This is a genomic window from Amycolatopsis sp. NPDC003731 (genome assembly GCF_053586895.1).
In genome coordinates, this window is the sequence record NZ_JBSFNC010000045.1 from 22779 (window position 1) to 40308 (window position 17530).

15 protein-coding genes and 2 tRNA genes are annotated in these 17530 nt (G+C 71.0%); 11 read left to right on the top strand and 6 right to left on the bottom strand.

The window, feature by feature from the left end:
* Positions 1–64: 64 nt before the first annotated feature.
* From ACWDN5_RS20480 to ACWDN5_RS20500, 5 genes are all read left to right on the top strand, one after another.
* Entirely contained in the window at positions 65–694 is a 630-nt protein-coding gene (locus ACWDN5_RS20480; protein ID WP_310968102.1) for a dienelactone hydrolase family protein, read from the top strand.
* An 85-nt stretch (positions 695–779) separates the two neighbouring features.
* Positions 780–2759, top strand: a complete 1980-nt coding sequence (locus ACWDN5_RS20485) for an acetoacetate--CoA ligase (protein ID WP_449677407.1) — start codon at positions 780–782, stop codon at positions 2757–2759.
* Positions 2760–2796: 37 nt separating this feature from the next.
* Complete coding sequence (locus ACWDN5_RS20490; RefSeq protein WP_449677408.1) at positions 2797–4512, top strand: phosphatidylglycerol lysyltransferase domain-containing protein; 1716 nt, start codon at positions 2797–2799, stop codon at positions 4510–4512.
* Between the two features lie 65 nt (positions 4513–4577).
* Positions 4578–4667: transfer RNA gene (locus ACWDN5_RS20495), tRNA-Ser, on the top strand.
* 41 nt (positions 4668–4708) lie between these two features.
* A tRNA-Arg gene (locus ACWDN5_RS20500) sits at positions 4709–4782 on the top strand.
* A gap of 78 nt (positions 4783–4860) precedes the next feature.
* On the opposite strand, the gene ACWDN5_RS20505 is transcribed toward ACWDN5_RS20500, so the two are convergent.
* Positions 4861–6087 (bottom strand): cellulose binding domain-containing protein, encoded by a 1227-nt coding sequence (locus ACWDN5_RS20505; protein ID WP_449677409.1) that lies wholly within the window; start codon positions 6085–6087, stop codon positions 4861–4863.
* Positions 6088–6449: 362 nt separating this feature from the next.
* Between ACWDN5_RS20505 and ACWDN5_RS20510 the strand changes: the two genes are divergently transcribed.
* Positions 6450–8078 (top strand): glycosyl hydrolase family 18 protein, encoded by a 1629-nt coding sequence (locus tag ACWDN5_RS20510; RefSeq protein ID WP_310968098.1) that lies wholly within the window; start codon positions 6450–6452, stop codon positions 8076–8078.
* Complete coding sequence (locus tag ACWDN5_RS20515; protein ID WP_449677410.1) at positions 8075–9424, top strand: cellulose binding domain-containing protein; 1350 nt, start codon at positions 8075–8077, stop codon at positions 9422–9424. The genes ACWDN5_RS20510 and ACWDN5_RS20515 overlap by 4 nt, the downstream gene beginning before the upstream one ends.
* Positions 9425–9477: 53 nt before the next feature.
* Here ACWDN5_RS20515 and ACWDN5_RS20520 read toward each other — a convergent pair whose 3' ends face one another.
* A complete protein-coding gene (locus ACWDN5_RS20520) occupies positions 9478–10779 on the bottom strand; it encodes an aspartate aminotransferase family protein (RefSeq protein WP_449677411.1) in 1302 nt (433 codons plus the stop codon).
* Between the two features lie 84 nt (positions 10780–10863).
* Between ACWDN5_RS20520 and ACWDN5_RS20525 the strand changes: the two genes are divergently transcribed.
* Positions 10864–11769, top strand: a complete 906-nt coding sequence (locus tag ACWDN5_RS20525; protein WP_310968095.1) for a LysR family transcriptional regulator — start codon at positions 10864–10866, stop codon at positions 11767–11769.
* On the opposite strand, the gene ACWDN5_RS20530 is transcribed toward ACWDN5_RS20525, so the two are convergent.
* Entirely contained in the window at positions 11747–12214 is a 468-nt protein-coding gene (locus ACWDN5_RS20530) for a hydrogenase maturation protease (protein WP_310968094.1), read from the bottom strand. The two genes, ACWDN5_RS20525 and ACWDN5_RS20530, sit on opposite strands and share 23 nt — an antisense overlap.
* Positions 12215–12333: 119 nt before the next feature.
* Positions 12334–13377 carry a tetratricopeptide repeat protein gene (locus tag ACWDN5_RS20535; RefSeq protein WP_449677412.1) on the bottom strand — a complete coding sequence of 348 codons (1044 nt, stop codon included), beginning with the start codon at positions 13375–13377 and terminating at the stop codon, positions 12334–12336.
* A 178-nt stretch (positions 13378–13555) separates the two neighbouring features.
* Here ACWDN5_RS20535 and ACWDN5_RS20540 point away from each other — a divergent pair, with 178 nt between their 5' ends.
* The 3 genes from ACWDN5_RS20540 to ACWDN5_RS20550 all read left to right on the top strand — a co-directional run bounded on the left by ACWDN5_RS20540 (position 13556) and on the right by ACWDN5_RS20550 (position 15740).
* Positions 13556–14227, top strand: a complete 672-nt coding sequence (locus tag ACWDN5_RS20540; protein WP_310968092.1) for an HNH endonuclease family protein — start codon at positions 13556–13558, stop codon at positions 14225–14227.
* A 9-nt stretch (positions 14228–14236) separates the two neighbouring features.
* Entirely contained in the window at positions 14237–14875 is a 639-nt protein-coding gene (locus ACWDN5_RS20545) for an alpha/beta fold hydrolase (RefSeq protein ID WP_449677413.1), read from the top strand.
* 121 nt (positions 14876–14996) lie between these two features.
* A complete protein-coding gene (locus ACWDN5_RS20550; RefSeq protein WP_449677414.1) occupies positions 14997–15740 on the top strand; it encodes a 3D domain-containing protein in 744 nt (247 codons plus the stop codon).
* A 119-nt stretch (positions 15741–15859) separates the two neighbouring features.
* Here the strand turns inward: ACWDN5_RS20550 and ACWDN5_RS20555 are convergent, their stop codons facing one another.
* Both ACWDN5_RS20555 and ACWDN5_RS20560 read right to left on the bottom strand, forming a co-directional pair.
* Entirely contained in the window at positions 15860–16498 is a 639-nt protein-coding gene (locus tag ACWDN5_RS20555) for a nitroreductase family protein (protein ID WP_449677415.1), read from the bottom strand.
* An 18-nt stretch (positions 16499–16516) separates the two neighbouring features.
* On the bottom strand, positions 16517–17494 hold the full coding sequence (locus ACWDN5_RS20560; RefSeq protein WP_449677416.1) for an aldo/keto reductase: 978 nt from the start codon (positions 17492–17494) through the stop codon (positions 16517–16519).
* Between the last annotated feature and the right edge of the window lie 36 nt (positions 17495–17530).

A 17530-nucleotide genomic window follows, 5' to 3' on the forward strand; every position in this document is an offset into this window, starting at 1 on the left:
TTCCCCACCGCGACCTGCGTCACCGGGCTTCCTCCCGTTCACCTCCAGGTGATTGAGTGAAGCAATGACGCCGACCTCCACCGTGGACTACCAGCGCACCGACGGCCGCACCCTGCGGCTGACCTTTTCGGAACCCGAAGGCGCGCTGCGCGGCGGCCTGGTGGTGCTGCACGAAGCCGACGGCGTCACCGACGGCGTGAAACTGCTGCTCGCCAGCCTGGCCACCGAAGGCTGGCTGACCGTCACCCCGCACCTGGAGAACGAGGAGCTCACCCAGCAGGACCTCCTGGAAGCGACCGACCGCACCCTCGCCTGGCTGGTCGAGCGAGGTGTCCAGGCCGACCTGCTCGGCGTGATGGGCTTCGACCTCGGCGGCACCGCGGCCCTCGTCGTCGCCTCGCACCGCAAGCTCGGGGCCGCGGTCAGCGTCGGCGGGCAGCAGACCGCCGAACTGCCCGCGCTGGTCGAGATCGCCGGGCGGCTCACCAGCCCGTGGCTCGGCATGTACGGCGACGCCGGCGACGAGGCGGGCGGTGCCGACGTCGAGCGCCTCCGCGACGCCGCCGCGTCGGCGAAGGTCGCCACGAACGTCGTCCACTACCCGGGCGCGAACCACCGCTTCGACGCCGACCCGGGCGCGGCGGCGGAGGCCTGGCAGCGCACGCTCAACTGGTTCGACGCGCACCTGCGGTGAGTGTGGTCGGCACCCACTCCCGGCCGGGGTTCCGTGTCGGTTGCGACCACGGTGACTTCCGGATCCGAGGGATTAGGCTCGGACCGTGACGCACACCGCCGACGCCCCCGAAGTGCTCTGGCGCCCCGAGCCGGGCCACGTTGCCGACACCAAGATCGAAGCCTTCCGCCGGTGGCTGCGCGCCGAGCGCGGCGTCGAGGTGGACGACTACCGCGCGCTGCACGAGTTCTCGGTCGAGCGCGGCCCGGACTTCTGGGCGGCGGTCGCGGACTTCCTCGGCGTCCGCTGGCACGACCAGCCCGGTGAGGTGCTCTCCGGCGGGATGCCGGACGCCGTCTGGTTCGAGGGCGGCACCCTGAACTACGCCGAGCACGCGCTCACCCCCGGCGTCGCGGGCGCCGCTAAGGGCGACGACGAGACGGCGGTGATCTTCCACCGCGAAGACGGCTTCGCGAGCCACCTGACGTACGGCCGGCTCCGCGCGCAGGTCGCCGCCGCCCGGACCGCGTTCCTCGAACTCGGCGTCGGCAAGGGCGACCGGGTCGTCGCGCTCGCGCCGAACTGCCCGCAGACGCTGGTCGCCTTCCTCGCCGCCGCGAGCATCGGGGCGATCTGGTCGTCGTGCTCGCCGGACTTCGGCGTCCGCGCGGTCGCGGACCGGTTCGTGCAGATCGAGCCGAAGGTGCTCTTCGCGGTCAACGCCTACGCGTACAACGGCCGCCAGTTCGACATCCGGACCACGATCGCCGACCTGCAGGCGCAGCTGCCTTCGCTGGCCGCGACCGTGCTCGTCGAGTACGTCGGCGAAGGCCGGATGGACGGCGCTCTCGACTGGGACGAGCTGCTCGCGAAGCACGAAGGCGCGCCGCTGCTGTTCGAGCCGGTCGAGTTCGCGCACCCGCTGTGGGTGCTCTACTCGTCGGGCACCACCGGCCTGCCGAAGGGCATCGTGCACGGCCACGGCGGCATCACCCTCGAGCACCTCAAGGCGCTGGCGCTGCAGACCGACCTCGGCCCCGGCGACCGGTTCTTCTGGTTCAGCACCACCGGCTGGATGATGTGGAACTTCCTCATCTCCGGCCTGCTGGTCGGCACCACGATCGTGCTCTACGACGGCAGCCCCGGCTTCCCGGACCTGAACGCGCTCTGGCACCTGGCCGAGCAGCACCGCGTCACCTACTTCGGGACGTCGGCGCCGTTCATCCAGAGCTGCCTCAAGGCCGGCATCAAGCCCGCCGAGCGCTACGACCTGACCGGGCTGCGCGCGCTCGGCTCCACCGGCGCGCCGCTGAGCGTCGAAGGCTTCCGGTGGATCGTGAACGAGGTCGGGCGCAACGTCCAGATCTGCTCCGTGTCCGGCGGCACCGACCTGTGCGCGGCGTTCGTCGCGTCGGCGCCCGACGTCCCGGTCTGGCTCGGCGAGCTGTCGTGCCCGGCGCTCGGGGCCGCGGTCAACGCCTTCGACGAGGCGGGCAAGGCCGTCGTCGAGGAAGTCGGCGAGCTGGTCATCACCAAGCCGATGCCGTCGATGCCGGTGTTCTTCTGGAACGACCCCGACGGCTCGCGGCTGCGGGAGGCCTACTTCGAGATGTACCCGGGCCGGTGGCGCCACGGGGACTGGATCCGGATCACGAACCGCGGCTCCGCGGTGATCTACGGCCGCAGCGACTCGACGCTCAACCGCGGCGGCGTCCGGATGGGCACGGCCGAGTTCTACCGGGTCGTCGAGGGCTACGACGAAATCGCGGATTCCCTGGTCGTGGACACCTCGGCGGCCGGGAACGAGGACGGGCAGCTGATCTGTTTCGTGGTGCTCGCCGGCGGCGTCGCGCTCGAAGACGTCGAACCGCGCCTGCGCAAGGAGCTGCGTAGCGCACTGTCACCGCGCCATGTACCCGATCGGTTCGTCGTGGTTTCCGAGATTCCTCGTACCTTGAACGGTAAGAAGTGTGAGGTACCGGTGAAGAAGATCCTCGCCGGTGTGGCTCCCGACCGGGCCGTCAGCCGGGACGCGCTGGCCAACCCGGCGGCACTGGCGCCGTTCGTGGAGCTCGCCGGGGGGTAGATGGGGGAAGCATGATCATCCACGGCGGGTTGTACGGGTGGTGACGGGGACACGCGCGCAGATCACCTGGAAGGTGGCGGGGGCCACCACCGTGGGGGTGATCACCTGGGTGACCCGGCTGGCGGGCCTGATGACCCTGGGCTCGATCCTGATCCCGGCCGGGCGGCGCAGCCTGCGCGGGCACCTGGCCGAGTGGCTGGAGCTGCCGCAGGAGGCCACCGTCGCGGCGGCGACCGTGGCGCTGGTCATGGGCGTCCTGCTGGTGCTGCTGGCCGCGGGGCTCCGGCGCCGCAAGCGCCGGGCCTGGCAGCTGGCGGTCGGCGCGACGGTGCTGCTGACGATGTCACACCTCGGGCTCAAGCACGTCTTCGCGGCCGGCCTGGTGTCGGTGCTGCTGCTGGTGGGCCTGATCGCCAACCGGCGCTACTTCGTCGCGAAGCCGGACCCGGTCGTCGGGCGCTGGCGGGCGGTGCGCGTGTTCGTCCAGCTGGCGCTGGCCGGGTTCGTGATCAACGTCATCCTGCTGTCCGTGGCGCCGCGCGCGGCCCTGGAACCGATGGGCTTCGGCGACCGGCTCGCCGAGTCGGCGCTCGCGCTGGTCGCCGCCAGCGGGCCCGCGGTGTTCCACCAGATGTGGCTGGAAGACCTGGTCACCGGCGTCGGGCTGCTGTTCGGCCTCGCCGCGGTGCTCGTGTCGGCGTACTTCCTGCTGCGCTCGGCCGAACCGGCGCCGCGGCTGACCGACGAGGAGGTCGCGCGGCTGCGCCGGCTGCTGGACGAGCACGGCGAGCGCGACTCCCTCGGCTACTTCGCGCTGCGGCGGGACAAGTTCGCGGTGTTCTCCAAGACGGGCAAGGCCGCGGTCACCTACCGCGTGATCGCCGGTGTCGCGCTGTGCTCGGCCGACCCGCTGGGCGACCACGAGGCGTGGCCGGGCGCGATCGAGGAGTACCTGGAGGTCTGCCGGCGGAACGGCTGGACCCCGGCGGCGATGGGCGTCTCCGAGCTCGGCGCGACCGTCTGGGCCCGCTTCGGCTTGGAGGTCCTGGAGATCGGCGACGAGGCGGTCGTCGACGCGGCGGGGTTCACCTTGGCCGGCCGCACGATGCGCGGCGTCCGCCAGGCGGCGGCCCGCACGAAGCGCGCGGGCTACAAGGTGCTGGTGCGCCGCGCCGAGGACCTGCGCCCGGGCGAGCTGGCCGAGCTGGAGGTCCTGGCGGCCACCTGGCGCGGAACGGACACCGAGCGCGGCTTCTCGATGGCACTGGGCCGCATGGGCGACCCGGGGTCGGTCCTGGTGACGGCCGAGCAGGGCGGCCGCGTCCGCGGCGTGCTCCAGTTCGTGCCGTGGGGCAAGACGGGCCTCTCGCTGGACGTCATGCGCCGCGACCGCACGGCCGACAACGGCGTCAACGAGCTGATGATCTCCGAACTCCTCCTGGCGGCCGCTCGCCACGGCGTCACCCAGGTCTCCCTGAACTTCGCGGCGTTCCGCGCGCTGATGGAGCAGGGCCAGCGCATCGGCGCCGGACCGGTCGCCCGCATGTCGGCGAAGGTCCTGCACTTCTTCTCGCGCTGGATCCAGATCGAGACGCTGTACCGCTTCAACGCGAAGTTCCAGCCGCGCTGGGTACCCCGGTACCTGGTGTACCCGGGCGTCCGCGAACTCCCGCGCGTCGGCATCGCCACGTTCGAGGCCGAAGGCCTGGGCGGCCGCTCTCCACGCCTGCTCAGACTGCTGCGGCGGGCGTAAGGGGGGTCCCGTTCCGGGGTGATCGAGGGGTGTGTAACCTATCTGAGCAGTGGTCGTTGGGCCCAGGAGGCTTCGCCTAGTCTGGTCTATGGCGCCGCACTGCTAATGCGGTTGGGGGTAACCCCCCCTCCCGGGTTCAAATCCCGGAGCCTCCGCTGGTACCCGGTTCGCCGGGTGCTAGGTTACAACTGAACACGCGCCCGTAGCTCAGCTGGATAGAGCATCTGACTACGGATCAGAAGGTCAGGGGTTCGAATCCCTTCGGGCGCACGTCTGGTTGAGACAGCAGTACAAGGAACCCCCTGGAAACAGGGGGTTCCTTGCTGTTGCAGGCCGTTGGTGCCGTCGTCAGAAGTTCTTCTTGGACACCGTCCACGGGTACTTCGACGCGAGTCCGGACGGGTCCAGGATGTACGAGCGAGCCGTCGCGTTGCCGTTGAGGACCATGTCGAGGAACTGGACGACCGTCGTCATGCCGTCGGACAGCTGGTTGCCGGTGATGAAGCCGACGTGCCCGGCCTGGGGGTGCACCGCCAGCACCGCGGGCACGGTGGCGAGGTCGTAGTTGGCCCGGGTGTTGTCGTAGGCGATGTCGGACGGGCCGCCGGCCATGAACAACGTCGGTGCGTGGAGCCGGGCGAGCTCGGCCCGGGAGTAGCCGAACGAGCCGTCGGCGAAGAAGCCGCTGTCCAGGGACACCGCGGCGGAGACCCGGCTGTCCTGCGCGGCGACCAGGGCCTCGAGGCCGCCGCACGAGTGGCCGGCGGTCGCCACCTTCGTCAGGTCGAGCCGCTGGGCCAGCGGTGCCCCGGACCGGTTCTGCTCCCGCTCCGCCCACGTGATCGCGCCGGTCAGCAGTGACGGGATGGGGGAGCCGCTCGGCACGCCGTTGGCCGATCCGTTCGCCGAACCCGTGTCCACGACGACGAAGCCCTTCGACGCGATGACCGTCAACGCGCGGGTGACCTCGCTGTTGTCCGTGTGCGCGCAGGCGCCGTTGCCGAACGCCAGCACCGGCATCGGCGCACCCACCGCCTGCGGGTTCGACGGCCGGAACACGGTGTACCGGTTGTCGCCGTACGCGGCCTCCCGGGTGACCGGGAAGTTGTTGTTCACCGCGGGATTGCCCTCCTCCGGCGGGGTCGGCGCCGAGCCGTTGCACGCGACGCCGTTGAGCGTGAACGCCGACGGCGTGGCCGGGCTGCCGCCGGACGTGGCGGTGAACCCGAACGAGACCGTCCCGCCCGTGGCGACCGCGCCGTTCCACGACGCGTTGGTCACCGACACCTGGGTGCCCGACTGGGCAGGGGTGCCGTTCCAGAGCTGGGTGATCCGCTCGTTGCCGGAGAACGTCCACCCCACCTGCCAGCCGGTCACCGGGCTGCCGAGATTCGTGACCGTCACGGCGGCGCCGAACCCGCCTTGCCACTGGGAGCTGACCGTGTAGTCGACCCGGCAGCCGCCGGCGGCCTCCGCCGCGTCCGCGGCCGGGCCGGCCACCGCGGGTGCCGTCGTCACCGCCAAGGCCGCCGCGAAGGCGGTTGTTCGCCGGGCACGGGAACCGGTTGCGCGCATGATGATCTCCTCGTCGACGAGTGGCTGTCCGACTTGGGAGCGCTCCCATTCCCGGTTGGGACTGTGGACTGATTGCGGTACGCCCGTCAAGCAAAGTGTCTGGCGAAGTGCCGGTTTCACCCGGTCGGGCCAGTCGCGGTCGGTTCCGGATACGGCCCGGGTCGGCTGCGCTGCGTTACTGGACTGGACCAGTGCGGCGACTGGACCGAGGGCTGGTCTTGACCACTGGCCACGCTCCGTGGTGACGCTTCCCTAATTGGTCTGGACCACGTAACGTTTGCGCAAACGGCGCAAAACACCGCCCTGGTCCCCGCCGGCGGTGTCGGTGTCCGCCGTCCCTGCACCTGGCTCAAGGGAGAGCGATGTCCAGAAAGAGATGGCACCTCCTCGGTCTTTTCACCGCGGTCGGCGCGATCGCGGTCGGCCTCGTCACCGTGCCGGCGAGTGCCGCCGGTGGCGTCGGCGCCGCCTTCACCAAGGGGTCCGACTGGGGCACCGGGTACGAAGGCAAGTACACGATCAACAACGGCTCCGGCTCGACGCTGCCGAGCTGGACGGTCGAGTTCGACCTGCCGTCCGGCGCGAAGATCTCGTCGCTGTGGGACGGCAGCTACACCGCGTCCGGGCAGCACGTCACCGTGAAGAACACCTGGAACGGCAACGTCGGCAACGGCGGTAGCGCCAGCTTCGGCTTCAACGTCGCCTACTCCGGCACCTACTCGGCCCCGGCGAACTGCAAGCTGAACGGCGGCTCCTGCGACGCCGGCGGCGGCACGCCGACCACCACGCCGACGACCCCGACCCAGCCGACCACCACCCCGACGACGCCGACCACGCCCACCACCCCGACGACGACCACGCCGCCCCCGCCGGGTGGCCTGAAGAACGTCGGCTACTTCGTGCAGTGGGGCGTCTACGGGCGCAACTACCACGTCAAGAACATCGAGACGTCGGGCTCGGCGAGCAAGCTGACCCACATCAACTACGCGTTCGGCAACGTCAAGAACGGTCAGTGCACCGCGAACGACGACCCGTACGCCGATTACCAGAAGACCTACGACGCCGCGGGCAGCGTCGACGGCGTCGCCGACACCTGGGACCAGCCCGTCGCGGGCAACTTCAACCAGCTGCGCAAGCTGAAGAAGCTGCACCCGGGCCTGAAGGTGATCTGGTCGTTCGGCGGCTGGACCTACTCGGGCGGCTTCGGCCAGGCCTCGCAGAACGCGGCCGCGTTCGCGCAGTCCTGCTACAACCTGCTCAAGGACCCGCGCTGGGCGGACATCTGGGACGGCATCGACATCGACTGGGAGTACCCCAACGCGTGCGGCCTTTCCTGTGACACCAGCGGTGCCGCGGCCTACAAGAACCTGATGGCCGCACTGCGGGCGAAGTTCGGCTCGTCGTTCCTCATCACCTCGGCGATCACCGCGGACGGCAGCAACGGCGGCAAGCTCGACGTCGCCGACTACGGCGGCGCGGCGCAGTACATCGACTGGTACAACGTGATGACGTACGACTACTTCGGCGCCTGGGCGGCGCAGGGTCCGACGGCCCCGCACTCGCCGCTGACGAACTTCAACGGCATCCCGACGCCGGGCTTCTACTCCGACGCGGCCATTCAGAAGCTCAAGAGCAAGGGCGTCCCGTCGAGCAAGCTGTTGCTGGGCATCGGCTTCTACGGCCGCGGCTGGACCGGCGTCACGCAGGACGCCCCGGGTGGTACCGCGACCGGCCCCGCGCCGGGCACCTACGAGCAGGGCATCGAGGACTACAAGGTCCTGAAGAACACCTGCCCGTCGACCGGCACCTTCGCCGGCACCGCGTACGCCAAGTGCGGCAGCAACTGGTGGAGCTACGACACCCCGGCGACCATCGGCGGGAAGATGTCCTACGCCAAGCAGCAGGGTCTCGGCGGCGCCTTCTTCTGGGAGCTGACCGGGGACACCACCGGCGGCGAGCTCATCACCGCGATGAAGAACGGCCTGTCATGACGCGCCGGTGGTTGCCCGCACTCGGGCTGGCGGCCGCTGCCGCCACGATCGGCGCGATGTTCGTGATCGCACCCGCGAACGCGGCGGGCGGCGTGTCCGCGACCTTCTCGAAGGGCTCCGACTGGGGCACCGGGTACGAAGGCAAGTACACGATCGCCAACGGCTCGGGCTCGACGTTGCCGAGCTGGACGGTCGAGTTCGACCTGCCCAGCGGCGCGAAGATCTCCTCGCTGTGGGACGGCAGCTACACGGCGTCCGGCCAGCACGTCACGGTGAAGAACACGTGGAACGGCAACGTCGGCAACGGCGGTAGCGCCAGCTTCGGCTTCAACGTGACGTACTCCGGTTCGTACGTCGCGCCGTCGAACTGCAAGCTGAACGGGGGGTCGTGTGCCGCCGGGGGCACACCCCCCACGACCACGACGCCTCCTACGACGACGACCCCGCCGACGACGACCACCCCGCCCCCGCCGGGCGGCCGCGGTGCGCCGTACCTGTACATGGGCTGGGGCAGCCCGCCGAACCCGCAGACGGTGATGAACGCGACCGGGGTCAAGTGGTTCACCATGGCGTTCGTCAACGCCTCCGGTGGCTGCAACCCGGCGTGGGACAGCAGCCGGCCCCTGCAGGGCAGCGCGGACGCCACCGCGATCGCGCAGATCAAGGCGGCGGGCGGCCAGATCGTCCCGTCGTTCGGCGGCTGGAGCGGCAACAAGCTCGGCCCGAACTGCTCGACGCCGGCCGCGCTGGCCGGCGCCTACCAGCAGGTGATCAACGCCTACGGGCTGAAGGCGATCGACATCGACATCGAGAACTCCGACGAGTTCGAGAACGAGGCCGTGCAGGACCGCATCCTGAACGCGCTGAAGATCGTCAAGCAGAACAACCCGGGGATCCAGACGATCCTGACCTTCGGCACGTCGACGACCGGCCCGAACTATTACGGCAACCGGCTCATCGACCAGTCGAAGGCGCTGGGCGCGAACGTCGACGTGTTCACGATCATGCCGTTCGACTTCGGCGGCGGCGCGAACATGTACAACAGCACGGTGAGCGCGGCGAACGGCTTGCGCGACAAGCTGAAGTCGACGTTCGGGTGGAACGACGCCACGGCGTACGCCCACCTCGGCATCTCGGGCATGAACGGCCTGTCCGACCAGCAGGAGCTGACGGACCTGTCGACCTGGACCCAGATCACCAGCTGGGCCAAGTCGAACAAGATCGCCCGCCTGGCGTTCTGGTCGGTCAACCGCGACCGGGGCTGCCCCGGCGGCGGCGTCCAGTCGGCGTGCAGCGGCATCGCCCAGAACGACTGGGACTTCACGAAGGTGACAGCGGGCTTCTGACGCTGTCGTGACGGCCTCCTTGCCCGCTCCCCGGGCGGGCAAGGAGGCCTTCTTCATGACATCTTGACGGCGTCCCCGATCGCCTGGTCCAAAATGGACACACCCAGCGAGATCTCTTCTTCGGACGCCGTCAGCGGCGGCGCGATCCGGAACACCCCGCCCATCCCGGGCAGCTGCACGATGTTCATGTGCAGCCCGAGCTCCAGGCAGCGCTGGGTGACCCGCGCGCCCAGCTCGTCCGAGCTCCGCTTGGTCTCGCGGTCCACCACCAGCTCCAACCCGGCCAGCAGGCCGCGCCCCCGGATGTCGCCGACGACCTCGTGGCGAGTCGCGATCTCCTCCAGGCCCCGGCGCAGCAACGCGCCCAGTGACAGCGCCCGCTCGTCGAGCCGGTCGCGGGTCAGCACGTCCAGCACGGTGTTGCCGACCGCCGCCGGGAGCGGGTCCGAGACGTGCGTCGTGAAGAACAGGTACCCGCGGTCGTGGGCCTCCTGCTCAATGGATGCGCTGGTCAGCACCGCGGCGAGCGGGAGCCCGGCGCCGAGCGTCTTCGACAGCGTCAGGATGTCCGGGACGACGCCGTCGCGCTCGAACGCGTACCAGTTTCCGGTGCGGCACAAGCCCGTCTGGGCTTCGTCGAGGATCAGCAGCATGCCGCGTTCCCGGCACTTTTCGGCCAGCGCGGCGAAGTAACCCGGCGGCGGCTCGATGATCCCGCCCGAGCTCAGGATCGGCTCGGCCAGGAACGCGGCCAGGCTGCCGACCGACTGCGCGTCGATCAGCTCGAAGCCGAAGTCCAGCTGGCGACGCCAGTCCAGCGCACCGGACGCGTCGGTGAAGTCCGGGCGGTAGGCGTTCGGCGCCGGGATGGCGAAGTTGCCGGGTGCGGCCGGCCCGTAGCCGCGACGGCCCGCGCTGTAGGTCGCACTCGCCGCCGCCTGCGTCATGCCGTGCCAGGAGCGCGCGAACGAGACGATCTCGTGCTTGCCGGTGACCAGCTTGGCCATCCGGACGGCGGCCTCGTTCGATTCGGCGCCCGTGGTCAGCAGCAACGCCTTCTCGAGCGGCGCCGGCAGCGTGCCGGCCAGCCGGCGCGCCAGATCGACGACCGGGCGGCTCAGCATGCCGCTGAACAGGTGGTCGAGCTTGCGCACCTGCCGCTGGACGGTCTCGACGATCTCCGGGTGCGCGTGCCCGAGGATCGCGCTCATCTGGCCGGAGGTGAAGTCGAGGATCCGGCGGCCGTCCTCGGTGACGAGGAAGCTGCCCTCGGCGTGGTCGATGATCTCGCGGGTGAAGGCGCCGCCGTAACGCACGAGGTGCCGGTCGACGTCACCCCAAAAGGTGTCAGCCATGGCTTCGACGGTAAGTCCGGGGCGAGCGACACGTCCATCTCACAATTCCGGCTTCCTTGTTCGGTTTTGCCGCACAATCGGCGGATGCTGAACCCGTGGCGCCTGCGCCTGCTGAGCCGGCTCGACACGCTGGGCACGGTTCGCGCGGTGGCGCAGGACGCGAACCTGAGCGCGTCGAGCGTGTCGCAGCAACTGGCCGTCCTCGAAGCGGAAACCCGCACCCAGCTGCTGGAACGCACCGGCCGCCGGGTCCGCCTCACCCCGGCGGGCCTGATGCTCGCCCGCCGGGCGCGCGTGATCCTCGACCACATGGACACGGTCGAGGCGGAACTGCGCAGCCTCGGCGACGAGCCGGCCGGCCTGGTCCGGCTCGGCGCGTTCCAGAGCGCGATCCACACCCTGGCCGTCCCGGCGGTGAGCCGGCTGGCGCACCCGGACCTCGAGGTCCAGCTCCTGGAGCTGGAACCGCACGAGAGCATCCCGGCCCTGCGCGGCGGCGACGCCGACGTCATCATCACCACGACCGACTTCGTCGAGCTCCCGCTGGGCCCGGATCTCGACATCGTCCCGCTGGCCACGGACCCGATCGTGCTGGTGACCCCGCCCGACGCCCCTCGTGGCCCGGCGGTCCTGTCGGCCTACGCGGACGCGGCCTGGGCGCTGGACATGCCGCAGTCGTACATGGCGAACCTGACGCTGCGCCTGTGCCGCGAGTCGGGCTTCGAGCCGCGGGTGGTGTGCCGCTTCAGCAACTACCTGATGACGCTCCAGCACGTCGAAGCCGGCTTGTCGATCGCCCTGCTGCCGGGCCTGGCGGTGGACGGCCGGTACCGCGTGGCCACCCGCGAGCTGGCCACCCCGGTGACCCGCACGATCGTGGCGGCCACCCGCCGCGGATCCCCACCCCGCGCGGCGGTCAACGTGGTCCTCGAAGCCCTGCGGCAGCTGCCCGACCTGGCCGAGCGGGTCAGACTTCGGTCTTCTCCTTGACCGGCAGGGCCGGGCTCGCGCCCCAGGCCAGTTCGGTGACCACCCGCGCCGCGGCCGGGACCGCGGCCCGGACCGCCGCCGACAGGCCGAGGCCGCCGTCGACGCACGCCGGTTCGCAGCTCAGGACCAGGACCCGGCCCGCGTCGCCGCCCAGGAGCCGGAGGAGGCGGACGACCGCGTCGCCGGGGAGGTCGTGCGTGTCGGGCGCCGAGGCCAGGGAGAGCGTGCCCGGGGCCTCGCCGTGCGGGGTGGCGTCGAGCAGGATCGTCGTGTCGTAGCCGCCGGTCAGGTCGTACGCCAGGTGGACAGTGGCGATGTCGTAGTCGGCGATCTGCACCCACGGCGGCAGGCCCGCCCGGTCCAGTTCCCGGAGCACTTCGACGCCGAAGCCGTCGTCGTGCAGGAAGACGTTGCCAATACTCGCGACCAGGACTCGTGGCCTCATTGCGCAACCTCCTGGGGTGCCCACCCAGGCTAGAACTGTGAATTGGATCACACAATAGCTGATTCATTCGGGGCTTCGCCCCGGCCGGGGGCTTCGCCACCCGGACCCCCGAAAAGCGGTCAGTGTTGGTGCTCCCGCTCGTCCTGCACGGTTTCGGCCCGCGCCAGCCACAGTTCGGCCTCGTGAGCCGCCCCTCGTGCCCGCAGCATGCGCGCCAGGCTGAGCATGCCCTGGACGTCGCCGGTCTCGGCGGCGCGGCGGAACCACAGCTCGGCCGCCGCCAGGTCCTCGCGGTGCTCGGCGAGGTGGCCGAGGTTCGTCAGGGCCGGGACGCTGCCGTGCTCGGCGGCCTTGCGGTACCACGCCGCGGCTTCGCCCTCGTCGCCGCGGTTGCGGGCCAGGACGCCCAGGTTGGTCATCGCCGCCGGGTCGCCGTGCTCGGCCGCCTCCAGGTACCAGTTCTCCGCCTCTTCGACGTCGCCGCGGCGGTGCAGCAGCAGCCCTAGGCGGGTGATCGCCTCGAGGTGACCGCCCTTCGCGCCCTGGCGGTACCACGATTCGGCGTCGCCCGGGCGGCCCAGCCGCTCGGCCTGCCTGCCGAGCTGGCAGGTGGCCGCGAGGTCCCCGGCCTGGACCGCGGACCGCCACCAGTGGCCCGCCTCGGCGGCCTGGCCGCGGTCGCGCAGCACGAGACCCAGGTCGATCATCGCGCCGGTGAAGCCCGCCTCGGCGGCCTGCCGCAGCCACGACTCGGCCTCTTCGCCCCTGCCCTCTTCCCGCAGGAGACGGCCCAGCGCCGCCATCGAGGGCAGGTCGCCGGTCCGGGCCGCCTCGCCGTACCAGTGCCGGGCGTCTTCGCGCTTGCCGCGCCGCTCGCAGGACTTGGCCAGGTGCTGCATCCCGTGCGGCTCGCCGGCCAGCGCGGCCTCGTGGTACCAGCGCTCGGCCTCGTCCTGCGCGCCGCGTTCGGCGAGGAGGAGGGCCAGCGCCGTCATCGAGACGCGGTCGCCGCCCATCGCGGCCTTGCGGTACCACGACTCGGCCTCGGCCAGCTCTCCGCGCTCGCGCATCGCCAGGCCCATCCGGGCCATGGCGACGACGTTGCCGCCCTCGGCGGCTTTGCGCTGGAAGAACTCGTCGAACTTCTTGAGCCGGCCGGGCATCGGCTGCTCCCTCCGGATGGGTCCTGCTCCGGTAGTCGCAGAAGATCGGCTCCGTGTGACAGCTCCGCCGTGGGTGGGCGACGTCACATTCGCGCCAGGTCGTCGTGTCGGCGCGGTTGTCCCGCGCCGGCAGAGGTGAGACTACGCCGCGCGACCGCGCAGGTGAGAGGAGAAAATCGTGGCGGCCCGGGGTTTTCGGCTGAGCGTGACGCAGCGAACTCTGCTGGTAATCGCGATTCTGGCCGTCGCGCTCTTCGGGTACTGGGCGACGAGAGGCGCGGGCGCGGCCCCGCCGACGTCGGGCGCACCGGTGCCGGTCAGCGCGGCCGACGCGCAGAAGCAGCTCGGCGAGCTGACCATCGCCGCGCGGACCTCCATGGACGGCTATTCGCGGGAGAAGTTCCCGCACTGGGACAGCCAGGGGTCAGGTTGTGACACCCGCGAAGTCGTCCTCAAGCGCGACGGCAAGGACGTCAAGACCGACAAGGACTGCAAGGCGCTGTCCGGCACCTGGACCAGCGTCTACGACGACGAGACCTGGACCAAGCCGACCGACCTCGACATCGACCACATGGTGCCGCTCGGGCAGGCGTGGGCGAGCGGCGCGAAGTCGTGGACGACCGAGAAGCGCGAGCAGTTCGCCAACGACCTGACCCGGCCGCAGCTGTTCGCCGTGACCGACAACGTCAACCAGCAGAAGAGCGACAAGGCGCCCGACCAGTGGAAGCCGCCGCTGGTGGCCTTCTGGTGCACCTACGCGACCGACTGGATCGTCGTGAAGCACTACTACGGGCTGACGATCACGCAGGCCGAGAAGACCGCCTTGACCGACATGCTGCGCCGCTGCTGAGCTGGCCGCGTGACGACTTTCGCGCTGATCCACGGAGGCGGCGGCAGCGGCTGGGACTTCCACCTGCTCATCCCCGAGCTCGAGGCCCGCGGGCACGACGCCGTTGCCCCCGACCTGCCGATCACCGACCGGGCGGCCGGGCTGGCCGAATTCACCGAGACGGTGCTGGCCGCGCTGGGCGACCGCACGGACGTCGCCGTCGTCGGCCATTCGTACGGCGGGTTCACCGCGCCGCTGGTCGCCGCGAAGGTCCGGGCGCGGCTGCTGGTGTACCTGGCCGGGATGGTCCCGGCGCCGGGGGAGCAGCCCGGGCAGTGGTGGGGCAACACCGGTTTCGAGTCGCCGAAGGGCCTGAGCGAAACCGAGCAGTTCTTCAACGGCGTCCCGCCGGAGCTGGCCGAGGCGTGCCAGGCGCACGGGCGCGAGCAGGTCAGCAAGGAGTGGGACGAGCCGTGGCCGCTCCCGGCCCACCCGGACGTGCCGACCCGGGTGCTGCTGGCCCGCGACGACCGGTTCTTCGTCCCCGACTTCCAGCGGCGGGTGGCCCGCGAGCGCCTCGGCGTCGAGCCGGACGAGCTCGACGGCCCGCACTGCGTACCGCTCAGCCACCCCGGTCCGCTGGCCGACCGCCTGGTGAGCTACCTCTGATTGCGCCGATCGGCGCTTAAAGGTCTAGACCTATTGACTGTGTGGTCCAGGCCACTTGCGGTCTGGACCAGCGGCGAACCCGCTCGCGTCACCTCCACCCGGTCCCCACCACGGAGGTTCCATGCGTCTCGCGCACGTCCTCGCCCTGGCGGCCCTCGCCGCCGGCAGCCTGCTCGTCGCCCCCGCCGCCGAGGCCGCGACCCTGCCCGCGTGCCAGCACTTCTACTCCGGCCCGATCCCCGACCGCCCGGTCACCGGCGGGCACGGCCCCGGCACGCTCGTCGGCGCCGTGGACGTCGGCAACCGCCTGCCCGCGCCCGGCTCGGTCAGCGGGGGACTGGGCAGCGACGGCAGGGTCACCTTCACGTTCGCCCGGGTCGCCGGCGCGAAGGCCTACCGGGCTTTCCGCAACGGTCAAGCCCTGCAGTGGATCAGCGACTGGGGCCAGCCGACGCTCACCGTCACCGACGCCAGTCCCTGCCAGAACGCGAACTACCAGCTCTACGCGATGACGGCGGAGGACAACTCCCCGGGCTCGCTCGGCCAGATATCCACCGCCTACCGCCTCGACGGCGCGAACCGGCTCGCCGCCTACCGGATCCCGGCCGGCACCACGCTGAACTACCGCGTCACGGCGTACAACGACGTCGCCCAGACCGCCCTCGGCTACCAAGCCGGGCCGGGCTTCTGCGCGGTCGACGCCCGGATCGTCCCGTGGGGCACCCGGTTCTCCGTGCCCGGCTACGGCGAGTGCTACGCGGCCGACATCGGAAGCTGGATCAAGGACGACATCGTCGACGTCTGGCTGCCCGGATCGCAAGCCGACGCCTGGGGCATCCAGCGGCTCACCCTCACCGTGCGGTAGACCACCTGGCCGCCGAAAGGCCGTGACGGCCTCCTTGCCGACGTCCCCCATCTGCCCCGGCAAGGAGGCTTTCACGGGGGTCCGGGTGGCGGAGCCCCCGGCAAGGAGGCTTTCGCGGGTCACCAGCGGTCGAGGTGCAGGACCTCTTCGAGGGGCTGGCGCGCCGCCGGCTTGAACGTCTCGCCCGTGTAGAACGCCGTCGGGATCAACGCCGCCTGGTGGACGTTCTTCGGCAGCTCCAGCACCTCGGCCGCCTCCTGCTCGTACTTCAGGTGCAGGGTCGTCCACGCCGTCCCGAGCGTCACCGAGCGGGCCGCCAGCATGTAGTTCCACACCGCCGGCAGCAGCGACGCCCACAGCCCCGCCTGGTTGCCGGCCGGCAGTTCCGACGACGGCGTTTCCAGGCAGGGGACGACCAGCACCGGGACGTCGCCCATCCGGTCGGCCAGGTAGGCGACGCTGTCGCCGACCCGCTGCTGGACCGCGGCCCGCGCCGGGTCGTCCGCGAACAGCTTGCCCGCGGCGTTCGGCGACTCGAGGTACTCGTGGCACGCCCGGCGGTAGATCTCGCCGAGCGCCGCCCGCTGGCCGGCGTCGGTGACGACCAGCCACTGCCACCGCTGGGTGTTCGAACCGCTCGGCGCCTGGAGCGCGACCTGCACGCAGTGCTTGACCAGGTCGAGCGGCACCGGGCGCTCGAGGTCGAGGCGCTTGCGGACGGTCCTGGTCGTGGTCAGCAGCTCTTCGGGCGTCATCATCGGCCCATCATGCCGGGCTCACCAGCGATCGTGCACCAGCGGCCGGATGAGCTCGTCGTAGGTTTCGCGCACGCCCGCCAGCGCTTCCGAAGACAGGGGCGGGAGGGACGCCGCCGCTGTGTTCGCCGAAGCCTGCTCGGCGTTGCGGGCGCCCGGGATGACCGTGCTGACCCCCGGCTGGTCGATGATCCAGCGCAGCGCGAACTGGGCGAGCGTCTGGCCGGACGGCACGAGCCCGCGCAGCCGTTCGACGGCCTCCAGACCCACGTCGTAGGGCACGCCGGAGAACGTCTCGCCGACGTCGAACGCGTCGCCGTGGCGGTTGTAGTTGCGGTGGTCGTTCTCGGCGAACGTCGTCTGCGCGGTGTAGCGGCCGGACAGCAGGCCGGACGCCAGGGGCACGCGCGCGATGATCCCGGCGCCCGCCTCCGCCGCCGCGGGCAGCACGCGCTCCAGGGGCTTGAGCCGCAGGCAGTTGAGGATGATCTGGACGGACGCCACGTTCGGCCGGGCCAGCGCGGTCAGCGCCTCTTCACAGGTCTCGACGCTGACGCCGTACGCCTTGATGCGCCCCTCGTCGACCATCGCGTCGAGGGCGTCGTACACCGCGTCGGAGGAGTACACCGGCGTCGGCGGGCAGTGCAGCTGGACCAGGTCGAGCGTGTCGACGCCGAGGTTGCGGCGCGACCGGTCGTTCCACTCGCGGAAGTTCTCGGCGACGTAGTTCTCCGGCACCTGCTCGACCCGGCGGCCCATCTTGGTGGCCACGAAGATGCCCCCGCGCTCGGCGAGGAACCGGCCGACCAGCCGCTCGCTGCGGCCGTCGCCGTAGACGTCGGCGGTGTCGAAGAAGGTGACACCGTTGTCGGCGGCCGCGTGCAGCACGGCCAGCGCGTCGTTCTCGTCGACCTCGCCCCAGTCCGCCCCGAGCTGCCAGCAGCCGAGCCCGACGACGGACACCTCACGGCCCAGGCGGGCGATCTTCCGGTTCTCCATGCCGCGATCCAAGCACACGACCGGCGCCTATGATCG